The sequence below is a fragment of the Prevotella sp. ne3005 genome, assembly GCF_900110085.1.
GTDB lineage: Bacteria > Bacteroidota > Bacteroidia > Bacteroidales > Bacteroidaceae > Prevotella.
Genome location: NZ_FOCK01000001.1, coordinates 554221 through 572232, shown reverse-complemented (window position 1 = coordinate 572232; position 18012 = coordinate 554221). Strand labels below are relative to the sequence as shown.

Below are 18012 nucleotides of genomic sequence, written 5' to 3'. Positions count from 1 at the left end.
CTCATTTATTTACGTTCCCATTCCAAAACCTTGCAGGGGAGGGTGAACCAGACAGTGGTTCCCTGACCTGTCTTGGATTTCAACTGAATCTTCCCCCCCATGTACTCTATCAGCTCGTGACAGATGCTCAGTCCCAGACCTACACCAGTGTTGGCACCCGTGACAAAACGCTCGAAGATATGCTCAATGGCATCCTCAGGAATACCGTCACCCGTATCCTCGATGGAAACAGCCAGCTGGTCACCGATATAGTCATAACGCGCCAGGATAGAACCGGCCGTGGTGTGCTGGGCTGCATTGTTGATGATCTTTTCCATGATCATCGAGACTTTCGGCTCATCAATCTCAATCACCAGCTTCTGGTAGGGATTCTTCACGATATAGTTCACTCCTGGCTTTTTGTCCTTCATCCATGCTGAGTCACATCTCGACTCGAAGACGCTGGCGAAGTCGATGGGCTGCTGGTTGATGGTGATCATGCCGGCATCCAGACGCGACAGGAACAGGATGTCGTTGATCAGTTTCAACAGGGCTGCCGAACTCTCCTTGATCTCTCTGATAAACACGGCCTCGTCTTCTGTACTGTGTTCCATCTCGAAGAGTTCCGAGAAACCGACCACTGAGTTCAACGGGGTTCTGATCTCATGGCTCATATTGTGCAGGAAGGCATTCTTTACCACCTCTACCTCTTGGGCACGGATGGTCTCCTGCTCCAACTTGGCCTCGATCATCTTGATGTCACTGATATCACGACACATACCGAAGTATTCCTTGATCTGCCCATTCTGATAGGTGGGGATGAAGTGCAGCTGCATAAACAGGGGCACTCCGTCTTTCCGGCGGAGGTTGATCTTCATGTCTTCGTGGAAGGTGCCTGCCTGTCCGTTGTCCATCTTTGTCAACAGTCTCAGGGCACGGTGCTTCGATGATTCATGGACAAACGAGAGGGCCCTGGTCTGTGTCAGGGCGTATTTCGGTTGGTTGATCTCACTGTAGATAGTGAGGATATGGTTGTCCAGATTGTATCTCACTAGACTGATACCACCCACCGACAACACATAGTCGATGTTCTTGACATAGGTGGTCACCTCCTCGTTCTTTTCCTGCAATTGCTGGATGTTGTCCTGCAGCGTCTGGTACGAATGGGCCACCTCAGTGACGTCACGTCCCGAACCATAAATGCCGAGCAGTTTGTTCTCACTGTCCCGCAAGGCCGTGATCTGCAATTCGTAGTACATCAGGTCGCGCTTCAGTAGTTTGTTGAGTGGACGGTTGTCGTTAGGATCATCCCCCTTGAACAGCTGGGTCACGTAGATATAGTCCAGGTTCTGCAGGTCAAGGTCATCCATGCCCAGCACCTGACCGACGGAGATCTTCATGTCCCGGATTTTCTCTATGTCCACCGGCATGGCATCCTTGGCCTTCTGGTTCATGTCGTAGATGTAGCCGTCCTTGTCGTAGGAAACCATGTCGATCATGACCGATTCAAAGACCGACTCGTAGCGCAGGCGGTTATCCTTCACCTCTGCCTGGCGGATACGCTCTTCTGTGACGTCACTCTCCGAACAAAGGATGATGGTGGGCCTGTTGTGCTTGTTACGTCTCAATACCGACAGGGTGGTTGTGAATTCACGCTCTTCCTCCTCTTCTGTCGACCTGGTCTTCAGGTCCAGGGTCACACTCTCGGTTTTGTTCTCAATGAGTCTCTTCAGGGCTTCGATCAGAATCTTGAAATCTGCCGGGGTATAGTACCTCGAAAACTCCAGTGAGCTGAAGGCTTTTGCGATTTTGCCATGCTGGTCCACCATGGCAAAGACCTGGGAGTCCACATCGTAAGTCCACAGACCTACATGACTGGTCTTCATGATAAGCGCGAGCCGGTTGTTGCTCTTTCTGATCTCACGCGTCATCTTGTCCTCACGTACCTTATATATAATATAATAGACCACGATACAGAAGGCGACGGCAGCCAGGATCATGATCAGGTCCCAGATCCACGAGGGGATACCCGACTCCTTCTTTTCCGGGTAGAACCATTTATTCTGGATGGGGGTCAGCTTGTCATTGGCACGCAGGTAGGCATAGACACTGTCCATCTGGGCCAGCAGGTGGTGGTCGTTGGCAAAGAATTTATACTCGCCATAGGGTAGGTCGATGGGGTCCAGCTGGAGGTTGGTGGTCTGGAACTTCTGCATGAGCCATTTCAGCGACATCGTGTTCCAGATGATGATACCGTCATCCTCTGCACTGACCTTCTGGATGGCTTCCTGCATGTCGTCATAGCCCACCACATCATCAGCCCAACCGTGTTCCTTGATAAGGTAATGACTGAAGCTGCCCTCGTGCACGATGATGGTATGCCCGCCCATGTCGGTCTCCCTGCGGATCTCGAGGTGCTTGCTTGTCGGTGTCACCACACTATGCGTGAAGAGCTGTACGATGGTCTGTCCGTACGAGGCATTGTTCCTTGTGAAGCTGGCATCCATTCTGAGCATCAGGTCCGACTTTTTCTCCTTCAGGTCTTTCTGAGCCTCCAGGGTGGGCTTCAGTTTGATGATATATGGGATGTTCAACTCCTTGAAGATCATCTTCAGGAGGTCGATGTTATAACCATCCGGTTCACCGTTCTCATTCAGGAACACATAGGGCCACAGGTCCCATGCATCTTCATAGATGAGGGGCCTGGCCTCGTTATATACGATAGTCGTGTCTTTATCTGCCGCAGCAGTAACGGTCTGTAGCGAACAGACCATCAAAAGCACCACTGTCAGTCTCTGATATATCTTCATTTTCAATCTTGATGTTTCACATCGAGCTCGCTCACGTTCGACATAGCTCAAGCAAGCTTGGCTCTGTTCTCACTTAATCGCGACCTTCAATTTTCAATTTTCAATTTTCAATCTTCTCACACGGAATCCACAGCCAGAACGTTGACCCATGCCCCTCTCCTTCAGAGAAGAGGCCGATCTCTCCCTGACAATTATCAGCGATGGCCTTGCAGATGCTCAGGCCAAGACCTGTTCCCTGTACAAAGTCATTCAACTTCACAAACCTTTCAAACACCTTCGCCTGGTCTTCCTTGGGAATACCGGCACCTGTATCCTCGCAATAGAGGTAGAGGCCGTGCTTGCCAGCCCGCTCCTCCAGTTTGTAACCCACCTTGATATGGCCCTGCTGCGTATATTTCACGGCATTGGTCACGAAGTTGGTGATCACCTGTTGGATACGACCGTAGTCCAACACTGTCACAAACGTCTCCAATGGGTTGTCCTTGACGAAGGCTACGTTCGGGTTCTGCACGCGCTGGGCCAGGGAGATACAGGTACTGTCAAACGACTTGGCAAAGTCCACCTTGGCAGGAATGATTTCTATCTCACCACTGCTGAGCGACGAGATAGCCAGGATGTCGTTCACTAGTCGTAACAGCATGTCGCAGTTGTTCATGATCACCTTGATGATCTCCTGTTTCTCTTCCGGTGTCGACAACATGGGTAGCACGTCCGAGAAGCCTACGATGGCGTTCAGTGGTGTACGTATCTCGTGGGTCATATTGGCCATAAAGGTACTCTTCTTCAAACCCGACTCATTGGCGCGCTCCGTCTCTTCCTTCAGTCGCTCCTGTTTCTCTATCAGGTCGGTCACATTACGGATCACACCATAGTTCCCCAGAAACTGTCCGTTTTCGTCAAAGTAGGGCACAGAGTCAATCATGTTCCATTGCAGCTCATCACTATTGTGGAAGATGGGCTTCATGTGATGCAGGTAGGTTGCAGGCTTGCTATAAGCGCTGTTCACATCCTTGAATTTCTCGACGATCTTATCCTGGTCTTCCACAAACAAGTTGGTAAACTCGTCAAACGTGATGATGGTGGCAGGCATCGACATACCCTTATAGATAGAGAAGGTACGTTCTTTGATGGAAGTACGCCAGAAACGCATGTCGCAGGTATCCATCAGATACTGTAGCTCTGTTTCCAGACGTTTGATGTTCTCGTTGGCCTGCCGTAGCTCAATCTCGTTCTTCTTGTTCTGCAGGTAGAGCTCACGCTCCTTGGTGATGTCACGGATAGAGAAGGTGATATATACCAGCTGCTGACTGTCATCATAGATGGGGTGCACGCGCAGTTCGGTATAACAGTTCACACCGCGCTCCACAACCACACTCCTTGTACAGAAATAGAGCTCTTCCGCCTGACGGTTGTCTAGTACATAGCGCAGGGTGGGCAGGTCGTAGAGTGTCCGGTTAAAATAATAGGGGTCGTCCTCCGACTGGAACTTCAGGATCTCGCGCATCTTTTCATTGGCATAGAGCAGCTGGCCGTCCTTGTCATAGAAGGCCAATCCTGCGATACCCTGTTCAAAGAACAGTCGGTAACGGTCTGTCAGATTCTGTTCCTCCTGCTCTTTCAGGATCTCCTCTGTCTTATCGGTCAGGGTACACAGGATGTTCAGGGGAATCTTCTGATTACCGGCAAATTCGGCAATACCCACATCGTGGATATAGCGCCAGTCGCCTTCATGCTTGCTGGTGCTCCAGTCCCAGCGGAAGGTACACTCTGCCGTCTTGTTTTCATGGGTCATACTCTTCAGGAATTCCGTATACATCTGCTGGTCTTCCGGGTGGATATAGTCGAGGCTCTCCTCGAAGCCTATGCCCCCTTCTGGCAGGAAATCTCCGTGCAGATTCACGGCGAAGCGCTTCTGCAGGTTGAGACGCACCACGAAGTTATTACTCGTGCCGAGGGTGCGCTGCATGATGGTCGAGAGGTCTTTTATGCGCTCGGAGTTATGACGTATTCTCAGCAGCGTGATACGGTTGATCACCCAACCGAAGATAAACGCCACGAAGATGACGATGGTAATCAACACCGAGATTTTGTCGATGCCTGTGCTCTGTTGTATGGTGGCGAGAAGTATATTCATGCTTGTAATCCTTTCTTAGACGGTGATTTCTGCTTTCTTCTCAAGGGTACTCATCTCACAGGGGATGCTCACAAAGAAGGTACTGCCCTTGCCCCGTTCCGACTGAAGCTCGATGGTGCCGTTCATCTGTTCTATCAGCTCCCTGACGATGGGCAGGCCCAGGCCGGTGCCCGAATCCTCAGAACCCTCCTCATGGGCAAAGCGGTCGAAGGCTTTCTTCAGACCGTCGGCATCCAGCCCCTTGCCGGTATCTTCAATCGTGATCATCAGCTCTCCGTGGCGATACTCGTATTTGGCACGCACGGTACCCTCCTGGGTGTTCTGCCCGGTGTAGACACAGAGCTTCTGGATGACTGTGCTCAGGTTCTGTTGGTCGATGGTCACCAACAGACTGTTGTACGGGTTTTCCACCACCACCTTGACATCCGGCGACAGATTACTCCACCCCATATAGCACCAGCCCTCGAAGAGCATGGCGAAGTCGGTCTCCTGGTAGTTGAACTCAATCATATGGGCATCCAGACGTGAGAGGAAGAGGATGTCGTTAATCAGTTTCAGCAGCGTGTTGGTATTCTTCTTGATCTCCTCGGCGAAGATGGGCTCGTCTTCTTCATTGTGCTCAGCACCGAAGAGCTCGGCAAAGCCGATCACGGCATTCAATGGGGTACGCAGCTCATAGCTCATATTCAGGAGGAACGTGTTTTTCAACTGCTCCTCCTCCTGGGCCTTGGCCGTCTCCACCTGCAGTCGTCTCTCGGTATAGGTCATCTCCGTCACATCACGGCACATGCCGAGATAGTGGGTCACCTCACCGTTATTGTCCAGCACAGGCATAATCCGGAAATTCAGGTAGACCTCTCTTCCCTGTTTGTCGCGGAAGATGGTACGCAGCGTCTCTGAGAGAGCCTCCTTATGCCGATGGTCCATCTGTATCATCAGTCGCTTGGCCTTCCTGCGGTCTTCCTGCTGAATCAGGGTGATGACACGCAATTGTGTCAGACAGTACTGTGTATGACTCAGGTCACTCATCACCTCCAACTCATGCCTGTCAGGGTAGTAGTTCACTAGTCTGACGTTGCTGACCTTCAGCGAGTAGTTGATGTTCTGGATATATTGCTGAATGTCGTTAGTGCGCTTCTCCAACAGCAGGGCGGCCTCTTTCTGGTGGTGATTCGACTCCACCATGTCCGTAATGTCCCGACCAGCCACGATGACACCTACGAAGTTGTCATCCTTGTCGCGGATAGGCCCTAGGCTGGCCTCGTAATACATCTTTCCTTCTACATGTATCTGGGGAACCCGCTCGTCGGTCTGCTTCACCTGGGTGACATCGGTGATCGACGAGAAGTGGGTGGGCTCCAGTGCCTGGAGATCCAACTCCCGATACGAGGGGATATCCTTTATGTTCACCTTGTGGTCTATCAGGGCCTGACGGTCCTCTACACCAAAGGTCTCTAAGGCCTTGTTGTTGACCTCGGTCAGGATACCGTTCTGGTCATAGAACACCATATCCACCAGCGAAGACTCAAACACGGTGTGATAGCGCAGCATGAGCTTCTTCGTGTTCTCGGCCCTTAATTGCTCTTTGGTGATGTCGCGTTGCGTTCCGAGGAGGGCTGTCGGCCTCCCTCGCCAGTCCTGGCGCAGGATAGAGACGCTCACCTCATAGATGCGCTGAGGCTCTGTCGCATCTTTTGGGGCAACACTCTTCATCACCAGCATCTCCAACGAAGATTTCCCGTCCTTGATGGAGTTGATGGCTTTCTGAAGACTATAGAAGTCCTCGCGGTCATAGGCCTGCGAGAAGTCGATGGGCATATAGGTCGTCTCCTTGTTGTCTTTTCCCGAGAATACGGTATAGAAGTCTTTCTCGAGATCGTAGGCCCAGGTCTGGGTCTTGTTGGCATCCATCACCAGACTGAGCTGTGCAATCAGCCGCTCAGCCTCCTTGGTGACATCTTTCTCCCGGAAATAGATGAGCCGGTTGTAGAAAAACATCACAAAAACCGAAATCAGGAAGGTGGCCACGAGGTATGCCATGATATGATGGAAGTCCACGATGGTCTCCATGTTCTCTTGCTGTGCCTGGGCTGCGAGGGTTCCCATCATGAGGATACCAGTCACAATCGCCCTGGATGAATAGTTGCCAATTCGCATATAATGTCGAAAGTAGGGTAGTAATCACCCGCAAAGTTAATAGATTCTACCCAAATTACAAAATATTTCAGCAAAAAAAACACAAAATCCCACTAATTACGGCAAATTATGGGCTAAACATTTGGAAGTTTCGTAGAAAATCCTTACTTTTGTCATCAGAAACTAAAACTATTGTAAGATGATAGACGTAAAAGAAACTTTGAAAAAGAGTGAAGAGAGAATGGAAATGGCAGCCCTTTTTTTAGAAGAGGAACTGAATCGCATCCGTGCCGGTCGTGCCAATGTGGCCATTCTCGACGGAGTCCGTGTGGAGTCATACGGCAGTAAGGTGCCCCTCAACCAGGTGGCTAACGTCAGTGTGCCCGATCCCCGTACCATCGCCATCAAACCTTGGGACCGTAAGGAGATCCGTACCATTGAGAAGGCTATCATGGACTCTGATGTAGGCATCACCCCGGAGAACAATGGTGAGGTGATCCGCCTGAACATTCCTGTACCGACTGAGGAGCGTCGTCGCGATCTGGCCAAGCAGTGCAACAAGATTGCTGAGAAGGCCAAGGTCGAGGTGCGTAATGTCCGTGCCGACATCAAGGATAAGCTGAAGAAGGCCATCAAGGACGGTCTCTCTGAGGACAATGAGAAGGATGCCGAGCTCGAACTCCAGAAGCTCCACGACAAGTACATCAAGAAACTTGATGACCTCCTCGCCGCGAAGAACAAAGAGATCATGACGGTCTAATGGGTTTGTTGTTCCCGCCGGGCAGGCGGGAACAACTTTAAATATGAAGGGACTTGTAATTAAAAATACGGGAAGTTGGTACGGCGTCTTAACCGATGATGGCCAGCTCCTTGAGTGTAAGGTAAAGGGCAATTTCCGCATCAAGGGAATTCGCTCCACCAATCCTGTGGCCGTAGGCGACAGGGTAACGGTAGGTGAGGGCAATTGGATTGTGGCTATTGAAGACCGCCGCAATTATATCATCCGTAAGAGCATCAACCTCTCCAAACAAAGCCATATCCTTGCTGCGAATGTCGACCAGGCTTTGTTGGTAGTGACCGTCGTTACTCCACAGACGTCAACAACTTTCATCGACCGCTTCCTGGCCTCGGCTGAGGCCTATCGGGTCCCTGTGATTCTGGTCTTCAACAAAACCGACCTCCTCGATGATGACCTTCGTCACTATCAGGAAGCCATGGTCCATCTCTACCAGACCATCGGCTATGACTGTCGGCAGGTCTCTGCCGCCACAGGCTTTGGCATGGATGAGATCCGTCCCCTTTTGGAAGGGAAAATTACTCTGCTTAGTGGCAATAGTGGAGTGGGGAAGTCCACCCTCATCAATCGCCTGGTCCCCGATGCCAACCTGCGTACCGGTGAGATCTCCGATGCCCATAACACCGGCCAGCACACCACCACCTTCTCCGAAATGATCCCCCTCTCTCCTCTGTCATCCCTTTCCCCCTCCTTGTCATCCCTTTCCCCCTCCTTGTCATCTCGAGCGCAGTCGAGAGATCTCCCTCTCTCCTGGCTCATCGACACCCCGGGCATCAAAGGCTTCGGCACCTTCGACATAGAACCCGAAGAACTGACAAGTTATTTCAAGGAAATCTTCCAGTTCTCCAAAGACTGCCGTTTCTCCAACTGCACCCATACCCACGAACCTGGCTGTGCCGTGCTCAAAGCCCTCGAAGACCATTACATCGCCGAATCCCGCTACCAGTCCTACCTCTCCATGCTCGAAGACAAGGATGAGGGCAAATACCGTGCAGCTTACTAATCCCTGGCATCCATGAATACAAAGGAAATAGAGAATAAGAAGATTGCAGTGCTGCTTTCGGGCGGTGTGGATAGCAGTGTCGTGGTGTACGAGTTTGCCAAGCTCGGACTCCATCCTGATTGCTTCTATATCAAGATTGGTCCTGAGGAGACTGAGGAGTGGGACTGCTCCTCCGAGGAGGATCTGGAGATGGCCACGGCTGTAGCCCATAAGTATGGTTGCAAACTGGAAGTGATCGACTGTCATCAGGAATATTGGAACCAAGTGACCAAATACACGATGGATAAGGTGAAAGCAGGTCTGACACCCAACCCCGATGTGATGTGCAACCGTCTCATCAAGTTTGGCGCTTTTGATGAGAAGCGAGGTCACGACTATGACCTCATTGCCACAGGGCACTATGCCCAGACAGAAACCGACGCAGAGGGCTTCAAATGGCTCTGTACTAGTCCTGACCCTGTCAAGGACCAGACCGATTTCCTGGCTCAGATAGCCGACTGGCAATTGAAAAAAGCCCTCTTCCCCATAGGACATTACGTAAAGGATGAGGTACGCATCATCGCAGAACGTGAGCATCTGGTCAATGCCAAGCGCAAGGACTCACAGGGCATCTGTTTCCTTGGCAAGATAAACTATAACGATTATATCCGTCGTTATCTGGGTGAACAGCCTGGCGATGTCATCGAACTGGAGACTGGTAAGCGCATTGGTGAGCACAAGGGCCTGTGGTTCCATACTATTGGCCAGCGCAAGGGGATGGGTTTTGGTGGAGGTCCTTGGTTTGTAGTGAAGAAGGATGTGGCCCACAATATCCTCTATGTGTCACATGGCTATGACCCGGAGACAGCTTATAAGCAGGATTTCCCTGTGCAGGCTTTTCATTTTCTGACAAGGCCTTTGACTCCCACCGAAGTCACGTTTAAAATCCGTCATACCCCGGAGTACCATCCTGCCACCCTGGAATGGACAAGCTCCCATTCGTTCATTGTCCATTCCAAGGAACGCATCCATGGCGTAGCCCCCGGGCAATTCTGCGTCGTCTATGACGCAGAACATCACCATTGTTTCGGCAGTGGTGAAATCACCATCTAATCTTTTGCAGGGTTCCACCCCTGCACCCCGTTTTTCCGAGGGTATGCCCTCGGTATCTCCATCAACCCCAACCCCTTCTTCATAAGAAGGGGCTTCAGACCACTCCCCAAACCCCTCGCCAATCTTTGGCAAGGGGCTTAACTGAAAATTTCGAGAGACCCTCATTTTCAGAGTTTTGGTATGGCTCGCAAAGCCTGTGCCCCTTCGGGGCGAGCCATATATTTTTAATGGCTGCGCATGTAATGAGCCCCTTTCCAAGGGGCGGCGACAGCGGGGATGTTCAGATACTTATCCCGACCCTTTGATGGGTCGAGGATACCTTAATGTACGAGCGACAGGAGGAGCGGTTGCATCCTCCCCATATAGGGGGAGGCCTTGGAGGGGGTGGATGTCTCTTGGTTCATTCTCTGCGCCAGAGAATGAACAACCCCGCTTTAGGGCCGCCCCTTAGCAAAGGGCTCAAAATCTTCGCGCCGAAGAAATGAACAATTCCTTTTGCTTCTTTTCGAAAAGAAGGCAGGGGAACCCTGCAAAAAAAAGCAGGGCCGAAGCCCTGCTTAAAAAAGGTTGTTAGGGCTTAGCCCTACTAAACTCTGCTTGAGAAAGGATTATTTGGAAGTGAAACTGCCAAAATAATCCAAGCAAGTTTTGCGCCACTGCTTGGCATTGTCAAGCTGGTGCTGTAAGCGTGCATCAACCTCTTGCCAGCGCTGCTGGTCAATGTATGGCTTGGCCTCATTCCAGATGCGAACGAAATCCTCCACTTCACTGACTCCACGAGTGTAGCGATAATCCATTTCCTCAAGAACGGTGCGCCCGCTCTTGAGACGATAACTCCATGGTACGCGGTGGAACCACAACAGATACCGCTCCGGACAAGTATTGATGTTATCATAAAGGGTACAATACGGCTCCCGATACTGGGCCGTGGCATTCGAACCCGTATGCGTACGGTCAAAACCAATACTGTCTTTGTTGGCCTGATGATAATACACCGGACACCACTCATACGGCACATGGGCATTATATCCGTCTGGCTCCGGGCCGTAATGCTCATCAAACGCAAAGATATGGTGCAGACCTATCGGCATCATATAATCCACACAAGCCTCCCTGCTCCTCTGCATCACGCTCAACAGCTGTTCAAGAACTCCCTGTCTCCCTGTCTCCTTGTCTCCCTGTCTCCCTGTCTCCTTGTCTCCAAAAGTGAGACTAAGCCACTCGTTGGCGATATCCTCACTTCTCATCCTCGGATCCCAAGCCAATCGTCCAAACGCATACCAGTTCGCCTGGGAGAAATGATGACCGCACCAGTTGGTGTCGAGTCCGATATTTGCTACACCAGCGATGCCCACGAGCTTCTCTGGGGCTACAAACCCGAAGAACTCCTGCCACATGGGGGCTAGATACACCAGGTGGCGCGACTGTCCCAGGTACTCCTGGGTAATCTGCAACTCGGCCATCTGCTTGGTCTGCTTGATATTATCAAAGATAGGGGCATAGGGCTCACGCGGTTGGAAGTCCAACGGACCGTTCTTCGACTGCAGAATCACATTATCGCGGAACTTCCCATCCAGACTGGCAAACTCGCTCACTGCCTGTTTTACACGGTCCTCACCGGCATGGGCGGCACCATACACAAAACTGCGCCACATGATGATACCACCGTATGGCTTCACGGCATCGGCCAACATGTTTGCACCGTCAGCATGAGTACGCTTATAGTCAAACGGACCAGGCTGTCCCTCGGAGTTCGCCTTCACCAGGAATCCGCCGAAATCGGGGATCACCGCATAGATCTCCTTGGCCTTAGCCTTCCACCAGGCCTTCACCTGTGCGTTCAGGGGATCCGCTGTCTTCACAGGCTTCCCACCGTTGAATCCCTTCGCAGGAATGCTCATGGGCGAGGCAAAGTTCACCGACAGATACACCTTGATACCATAAGGTCTCAGGATATCGGCATATTGTTTTACCTTATTAATATATACAGCCGACAGCATTTTCGGCGATGCGTTCACGTTATTCAGTACTGTACCATTGATACCAATCGATGCATTGGCTCTGGCATACTCCTTGATGAGTTCTGCGTTGATGGGCTGGTCGGGATCCTCCACAAAGACAGAATGCCCGTGGAAGCTCTTTCCACTGTCTTTCCCCTTCCAGAAGATGCTCAATCCGGCATAGCCTCGCTCAATCGTTCCATTCAGATTATCCCAATGGTTCAATATCCTCAACTTATAAAAAGGCTTACTGAAAATGTCATCTCGAGCGTCCCCTTTGTCATCTCGAGCGCCCCCTTTGTCATCTCGAGCGCCCCCTTTGTCATCTCGAGCGCCCCCTTTGTCATCTCGAGCGCAGTCGAGAGATCTCCCTTGTCTCCTTAAAAGCTCATACGCTCCATACAGCAATCCGATCTCGTCCTTAGCTGTGATAACGCCATCGGAGATCCGGTATGCATCCTGCTCCATGGCAGCGTCGAGTGTCAGTACCACATCCTGGCAACTGTAAGTCCTCAACTCCTGGGCAGCGATACACTCAGGCCCTGTCACCTTGGCCTTGTTCACGGGTTGATATCTCAGCCACAGCTGGTGGCCATCCTCAGCGCTCACGCTGAAAGGTAAAAAGGTAAAAAGGTAAAAAGGCAAAACCCACTTTACCCAGTTTTGATACAAACTTTTTATTCTCATAACGGTTTTAAATTAAAGTTTCAGCAAATTCGCAGTGCAAATATACAAAAATAATCTAAATTTTACCTTTTTACCTTTTTACTTTTTTACTTTTTTCTTATTTTTGCACCAAATATACAAATTTACGAAACAAAATGAAAAAGGTAAGACTACTGCTAGCGACGCTTTTACTCGTTTTTCCACTGATGATGCAGGCCGGTGACTTCACTGTAGGTCACAAGACCTTCCTGCTCAATGGTGAGCCTTTCGTGGTGAAGGCAGCCGAAGTGCACTACCCCCGCATCCCCCGTCCATACTGGGAGCACCGTATCCAGATGTGTAAGTCGTTGGGCATGAACACCCTCTGCATCTATGTCTTCTGGAACCTCCATGAGCCCCGCGAAGGTCAGTTCGACTTTACTGGCAACAGCGATGTGGCAGAGTTCTGTCGTTTGGCCCAGAAAAACGGTATGTACGTCATCGTGCGCCCCGGACCCTATGTCTGTGCAGAGTGGGAGATGGGTGGTCTGCCCTGGTGGCTCCTCAAAAAGAAGGATATCCGCCTGCGTGAACAGGATCCCTACTTCATGGAACGTGTCCGTATCTTCGAAGAGAAAGTAGCCGAACAACTCGCCCCTCTGACCATCCAGAACGGAGGTCCCATCATCATGGTCCAGGTCGAAAACGAGTATGGCTCCTACGGTGAAGATAAAGCATATATCGCTGAGATACGTGATTGTTTACGCCATTTATATGGCGCAAAACAAACACTTTTCCAATGCGACTGGTCCTCCAACTTCGAACTCAACGGTCTCGACGACCTCGTCTGGACCATGAACTTCGGTACAGGCGCTAACATCGACGAACAGTTCAAGCGCCTCAAACAGCTCCGCCCTGATGCCCCGCTGATGTGCTCTGAGTTCTGGAGTGGCTGGTTCGACAAGTGGGGTGCCAACCACGAGACCCGCCCAGCCAAGGATATGGTCGATGGTATCGAAGAGATGCTCTCCAAAAATATCAGTTTCTCCCTCTATATGACCCACGGAGGCACCTCCTTTGGCCACTGGGCCGGAGCCAACTCCCCCGGTTTTGCACCCGATGTCACCTCCTATGATTACGATGCTCCCATCAACGAGTATGGCGGTACCACGGAGAAATTCTTCAGACTCCGTAAGATGATGCAGAAGTACAGCAAGGAGCCTCTCCCTGCCATTCCTGCACCCCCTGCCATGATGATCTCCATCCCTCCCTTCGAACTTACGGAGCGTGCTGATATCATCCTCGGAGCCGACAGTCTGGTGATGAACTCACCCCTGCTCACCATGGAAGAGATGGGTCAGGGCTGGGGCTCGATGCTCTATATTGCCACGTTGCCTGAGATTACCTCCGAGAGTGTGCTCACCCTCAACGAGTGTCACGACTATGCCCAGGTGTTTGTCGATACCGCTTATATCGGAAAGATCGACCGTGTGCGCAATGAGAAGAGCCTCCGTCTTCCGGCAGTGAAGAAAGGGCAGGAACTCAGAATCCTTGTCGAAGCCATGGGCCGTATCAACTTCGGTCGTGCCATCAAAGACTATAAGGGCATCACCGAGAGTGTCACCCTCACCACCGAACAGGATGGTCATGAGCTCTCTTGGAACCTCAAGCGCTGGAACATCTTCACCATCCCCGACAACCTCGCCACCGCCCGCCGTGCCCTTGACCTTGCCCAGCGTGATTCTTCTTCAATGTTTAATTTTCAATCTTCAATCTTCAAAGGTTCCGGCTACTACCGTGGCTACTTCACCCTCAAAAAGACCGGTGATACCTTCCTCAACATGGAGGCTTGGGGCAAAGGCCAGGTTTATATCAATGGCCACGCCATTGGCCGATTCTGGTCTATTGGTCCCCAACAGACCCTCTATGTCCCCGGTTGTTGGCTGAAAAAAGGTAAGAACGAGATCATCGTCCTCGATGTCGTCGGTCCCTCCCTTCAGGCTTACGCCCCTTCCATCACCAATGCCCTCAAACTGACCTCCACCAGGAAGATCCCCTCCCAGCGCGCACCTCGTTCCTCTTCTGCCGCCTCAAGCGCCCCCTCTGCCGCCTCGAGCGCCCCCTCTGTCACCTTGAGCGAAGTCGAAAGGTCTCTCTCCCCTTCACTCTTCTCCCAGAATCATCCGGAGTTGGATAAACTAAATACTGAAAAATCCCGACTTCATAACAATCCTGCCGACTGTCCAGACCTTAATTCTGCTACACCGGTAGTCGAAGGTCAGTTCGCCCCGGGCAATGGTTGGCAGACCATTCGGTTTAATGGTTCTAAACGTGGTAGATTCGTCGCTATTCAGGCTTTATCGTCTCAGAGCGAAAAACCGGAGGTTGCCATAGCCGAACTCTATGTCCGTGATGCCGATGGGAATCGTCTTTCTCGTGAATCGTGGACGGTGGAATATGCTGACAGTGAGGAAATCAATCGTGGTAACTTCACCGGTGATAAAGTCTTCGATCTCCAGGAGTCCACTTACTGGCAGTCTGCGAGGAAGTCTCCGCTTCCTCACCTCCTCGTCATCGACCTCGGCAGTGAGCAAACCATCTCCGCCCTCGACTACCTCCCCCGTGCCGAATCCTCCGCCCCCGGCAGTATTAAGAACTTCAAAATCTTCGTTTACTAGCGCGGGTGGTTATGACCCTGTAGGGAACCCCTGTAAATTTTAACCCTTAAAGTTAATGCTGCCTAAAGATTTCTTTAGAAATATTTGGCTATATCGGTAAAATGTTGTACCTTTGCACGCAAAATGGCTGTGCCTCAGTAATTTGAGCACCGCCTCGATATCATAATGTCGCTGAAAATCAGTGCAATATAAATATCGTTATAGACGGGAACCCCTATTTTCTCCGCTTATGTCATAAGGCGGTGACCCCCTCTTTTGGTCCGAAAAACAAACAAAAATTTTATATCGATATGAAAAAAATTCTTTTAACATGTGCCCTCGTTGTTTTGGGGGTGATGACTGGTTTTGCCCAGATGAGTGACACGCAGGTAATGCAATACGTACAGCGTGAGATGAAATCTGGTGCCTCTCAGTCTCAAATTGCCACGCGCCTGATGCAGCGTGGTGTGACGATGCAGCAGCTGCAGCGCGTCCGTTCACAATACGAAACGCTCAATGGCGGCCGCTCCACCCGTTCCAGCGGCTCCAGCACCGATGTGCTGGTACAAGACAGCCGTCTCCGCGATGCCAATGGCGCTATTCGTACGGATTCTGCAGGTAATGCCCTCTCCACTCAGGACGTGAAGGCAACGTCCTCTACCATTGACGCCACTACCCGCGCCAAGGTTTATGTCAATCCAACCGACAATACCATTAATGGCAAGCACGTCTTTGGCCGTGATATCTTCAACCACGACAAGCTCTCTTTCGAACCCAATATGAACATCGCTACCCCTGCCAGTTATGTGGTAGGTCCTGGCGACAAGGTGTTCGTTGATGTCTATGGCGCTTCTGCAAAATCTGAGCAACTGGAGGTGTCTCCCGATGGCACGATCATTGTGACGGGCTTTGGTCCCATTCATATCGGTGGTCTTACTGTTGATGCCGCCAATGCTAAGATCCGTCGTACGCTGGGTCAGCGCTACAGTAGTTCGGAGATCCGCATGACCGTCGGTCAGACCCGTACCATCTCCATCAACGTGATGGGTGAGGTCGTAGCCCCCGGTACTTATACCCTCAGCGCCTTTGCCTCTGTGTTCCATGCCCTCTACATGGCTGGTGGTGTCAATTCGCTGGGTACCCTTCGTGACATCAAGGTCTTCCGTGGTGGCCGTCAGGTGACCTCAGTCGATATCTACGACTATATCCTCAATGGCAAGCTTTCAGGGAATGTCCGCCTCGCCGACAACGATGTTGTCATGGTTGGTCCTTACGACTGTATCGTCGACATTGCCGGTAACGTGAAGCGCCCGATGGCCTATGAGATGAAGAAGAATGAGAGTGTGGCTACACTGCTCAAATATGCCGGTGGCTTTTCCACAGGTGCCTACCAGAAGGCTGTCCGTCTGAATCGTATTGCCGGTGAGAAATATTCTGCCTATAATGTGCCTGAGTTCGAGATGGCCAGCTTTAAGCTGATGGACGGTGACTCTGTGACCGTCGATACTATTCTCCACCGTTATGAGAACACGGTGGGCATCAAGGGTGCTGTCTATCACCCGGGACAGTACGACCTGGGCAGCACACCTACTGTCCGTTCTCTGATTGAGAATGCCGGTGGTCTCACCGAGGAGGCTTTTGGTGCCCATGCCGTCCTCCGTCGTATGAAGGAAGATCGCACTTGGCGTACTGTCTCTGTCGATGTGGAGGGTATCCTCAATGGTACTGTCGCTGACCTCCCCCTGGAGAACGAGGACGTGCTTTTCATCTCCGTCCGGAAGGATAAGATGAACCAGCGCACCGTTACCATCTTTGGTGAGGTACAGTTCCCCGCAACCTACGAATACTCTGACAATGAGACCATCGAAGACCTGATTATTCTGGCAGGTGGTCTGACCGACGCTGCCTCTACCGCCAAGGTCGATGTGTCGCGTCGTATCATCGACCCCTCTCGTACCACCGACTCCAAGGAGATTGCCCAGACCTTCAGTTTCACCATGCGTGACGGTCTGCTCATCGGTGGTGACCGCAGCTTCACCCTTCAGCCTTACGATGAGGTCTATGTCCGCAAGAGCCCGGGCTTCGTGCCCCAGCGTAATGTCACCGTCGATGGTGAGGTGATGTTTGCCGGCACCTATGCCCTCAGTCAGAAAAACCAGCGCATCAGCGAACTCATCAAGGCAGCAGGTGGTGTCACCGATGAGGCTTATGTCCGTGGTGCCCGTATCGAGCGCCCCTTGAACGAGGACGAGAAGTTCCGTCTCAACCGCTTGCTCAAGATGGTCGAGATGCAGGGTGGCTCTGGTCTTGATGCCGGTAAGGTGTCTCAAGACACAGTCTACTATGTCGGTATCGAACTCGACAAGGCTTTGGCTAATCCCGGCAGCGACTATGATGTCATCCTCCGTGAGGGCGACCGCCTGGTGGTGCCTGAGTACTCTGGTACTGTGAAGATCAACGGTAATGTCATGTACCCCAACACCGTGGCTTACAGCAAGGGTAAGAGCTACAAGTGGTATATCAACGAGGCAGGTGGTTATGGAAATGGTGCCAAGCGCTCCAAGGCCTTCATCCTCTACCAGAACGGTAAGGTCTCCAAGGCCTCCAAGGGTAAGGTGGAGCCGGGCTGTGAGATCATCATCCCCAACAAGACCCGTTCTGCCAACGACAATATCAGCATGATTGCTAACCTCGGCACCTCTCTCGCTACGATGGTTACCATGATTGCAACGGTCACCAACTTGATCAAGTCATTCTAAT

General features: G+C 51.5%; 9 protein-coding genes. 5 read left to right on the top strand and 4 right to left on the bottom strand.

Translation table 11 applies throughout. The annotated features are described in order from the left end of the window. Positions 1–5: 5 nt before the first annotated feature. From BMY16_RS02335 to BMY16_RS02325, 3 genes are all read right to left on the bottom strand, one after another. Positions 6–2789, bottom strand: coding sequence for an ATP-binding protein (locus BMY16_RS02335; protein WP_091839519.1), 2784 nt, complete (start codon positions 2787–2789; stop codon positions 6–8). A 100-nt stretch (positions 2790–2889) separates the two neighbouring features. Beyond that, positions 2890–4923, bottom strand: a complete 2034-nt coding sequence (locus tag BMY16_RS02330) for a PAS domain-containing sensor histidine kinase (protein WP_091839516.1) — start codon at positions 4921–4923, stop codon at positions 2890–2892. Positions 4924–4938: 15 nt separating this feature from the next. Next, positions 4939–7047, bottom strand: a complete 2109-nt coding sequence (locus BMY16_RS02325) for a PAS domain-containing sensor histidine kinase (RefSeq protein WP_170835974.1) — start codon at positions 7045–7047, stop codon at positions 4939–4941. A 211-nt stretch (positions 7048–7258) separates the two neighbouring features. Here BMY16_RS02325 and frr point away from each other — a divergent pair, with 211 nt between their 5' ends. From frr to mnmA, 3 genes are read left to right on the top strand one after another with little or no spacing between them, the layout of a single operon-like run. After that, positions 7259–7819, top strand: coding sequence for a ribosome recycling factor (gene frr / locus BMY16_RS02320; RefSeq protein ID WP_091839511.1), 561 nt, complete (start codon positions 7259–7261; stop codon positions 7817–7819). Positions 7820–7862: 43 nt separating this feature from the next. After that, positions 7863–8858, top strand: a complete 996-nt coding sequence (rsgA, locus tag BMY16_RS02315; protein ID WP_091839508.1) for a ribosome small subunit-dependent GTPase A — start codon at positions 7863–7865, stop codon at positions 8856–8858. A gap of 12 nt (positions 8859–8870) precedes the next feature. Then, positions 8871–9950: a tRNA 2-thiouridine(34) synthase MnmA gene (gene mnmA / locus BMY16_RS02310; protein ID WP_091839505.1), complete on the top strand. Its 1080-nt coding sequence runs from the start codon at positions 8871–8873 to the stop codon at positions 9948–9950. Between the two features lie 608 nt (positions 9951–10558). On the opposite strand, the gene BMY16_RS02305 is transcribed toward mnmA, so the two are convergent. Continuing rightward, positions 10559–12637: an alpha-glucuronidase gene (locus BMY16_RS02305; RefSeq protein WP_091839503.1), complete on the bottom strand. Its 2079-nt coding sequence runs from the start codon at positions 12635–12637 to the stop codon at positions 10559–10561. A gap of 134 nt (positions 12638–12771) precedes the next feature. Between BMY16_RS02305 and BMY16_RS02300 the strand changes: the two genes are divergently transcribed. Then, entirely contained in the window at positions 12772–15273 is a 2502-nt protein-coding gene (locus BMY16_RS02300) for a beta-galactosidase (RefSeq protein ID WP_411267761.1), read from the top strand. 290 nt (positions 15274–15563) lie between these two features. Next, entirely contained in the window at positions 15564–18011 is a 2448-nt protein-coding gene (locus BMY16_RS02295) for an SLBB domain-containing protein (RefSeq protein WP_091839856.1), read from the top strand. Position 18012: the final 1 nt, after the last annotated feature.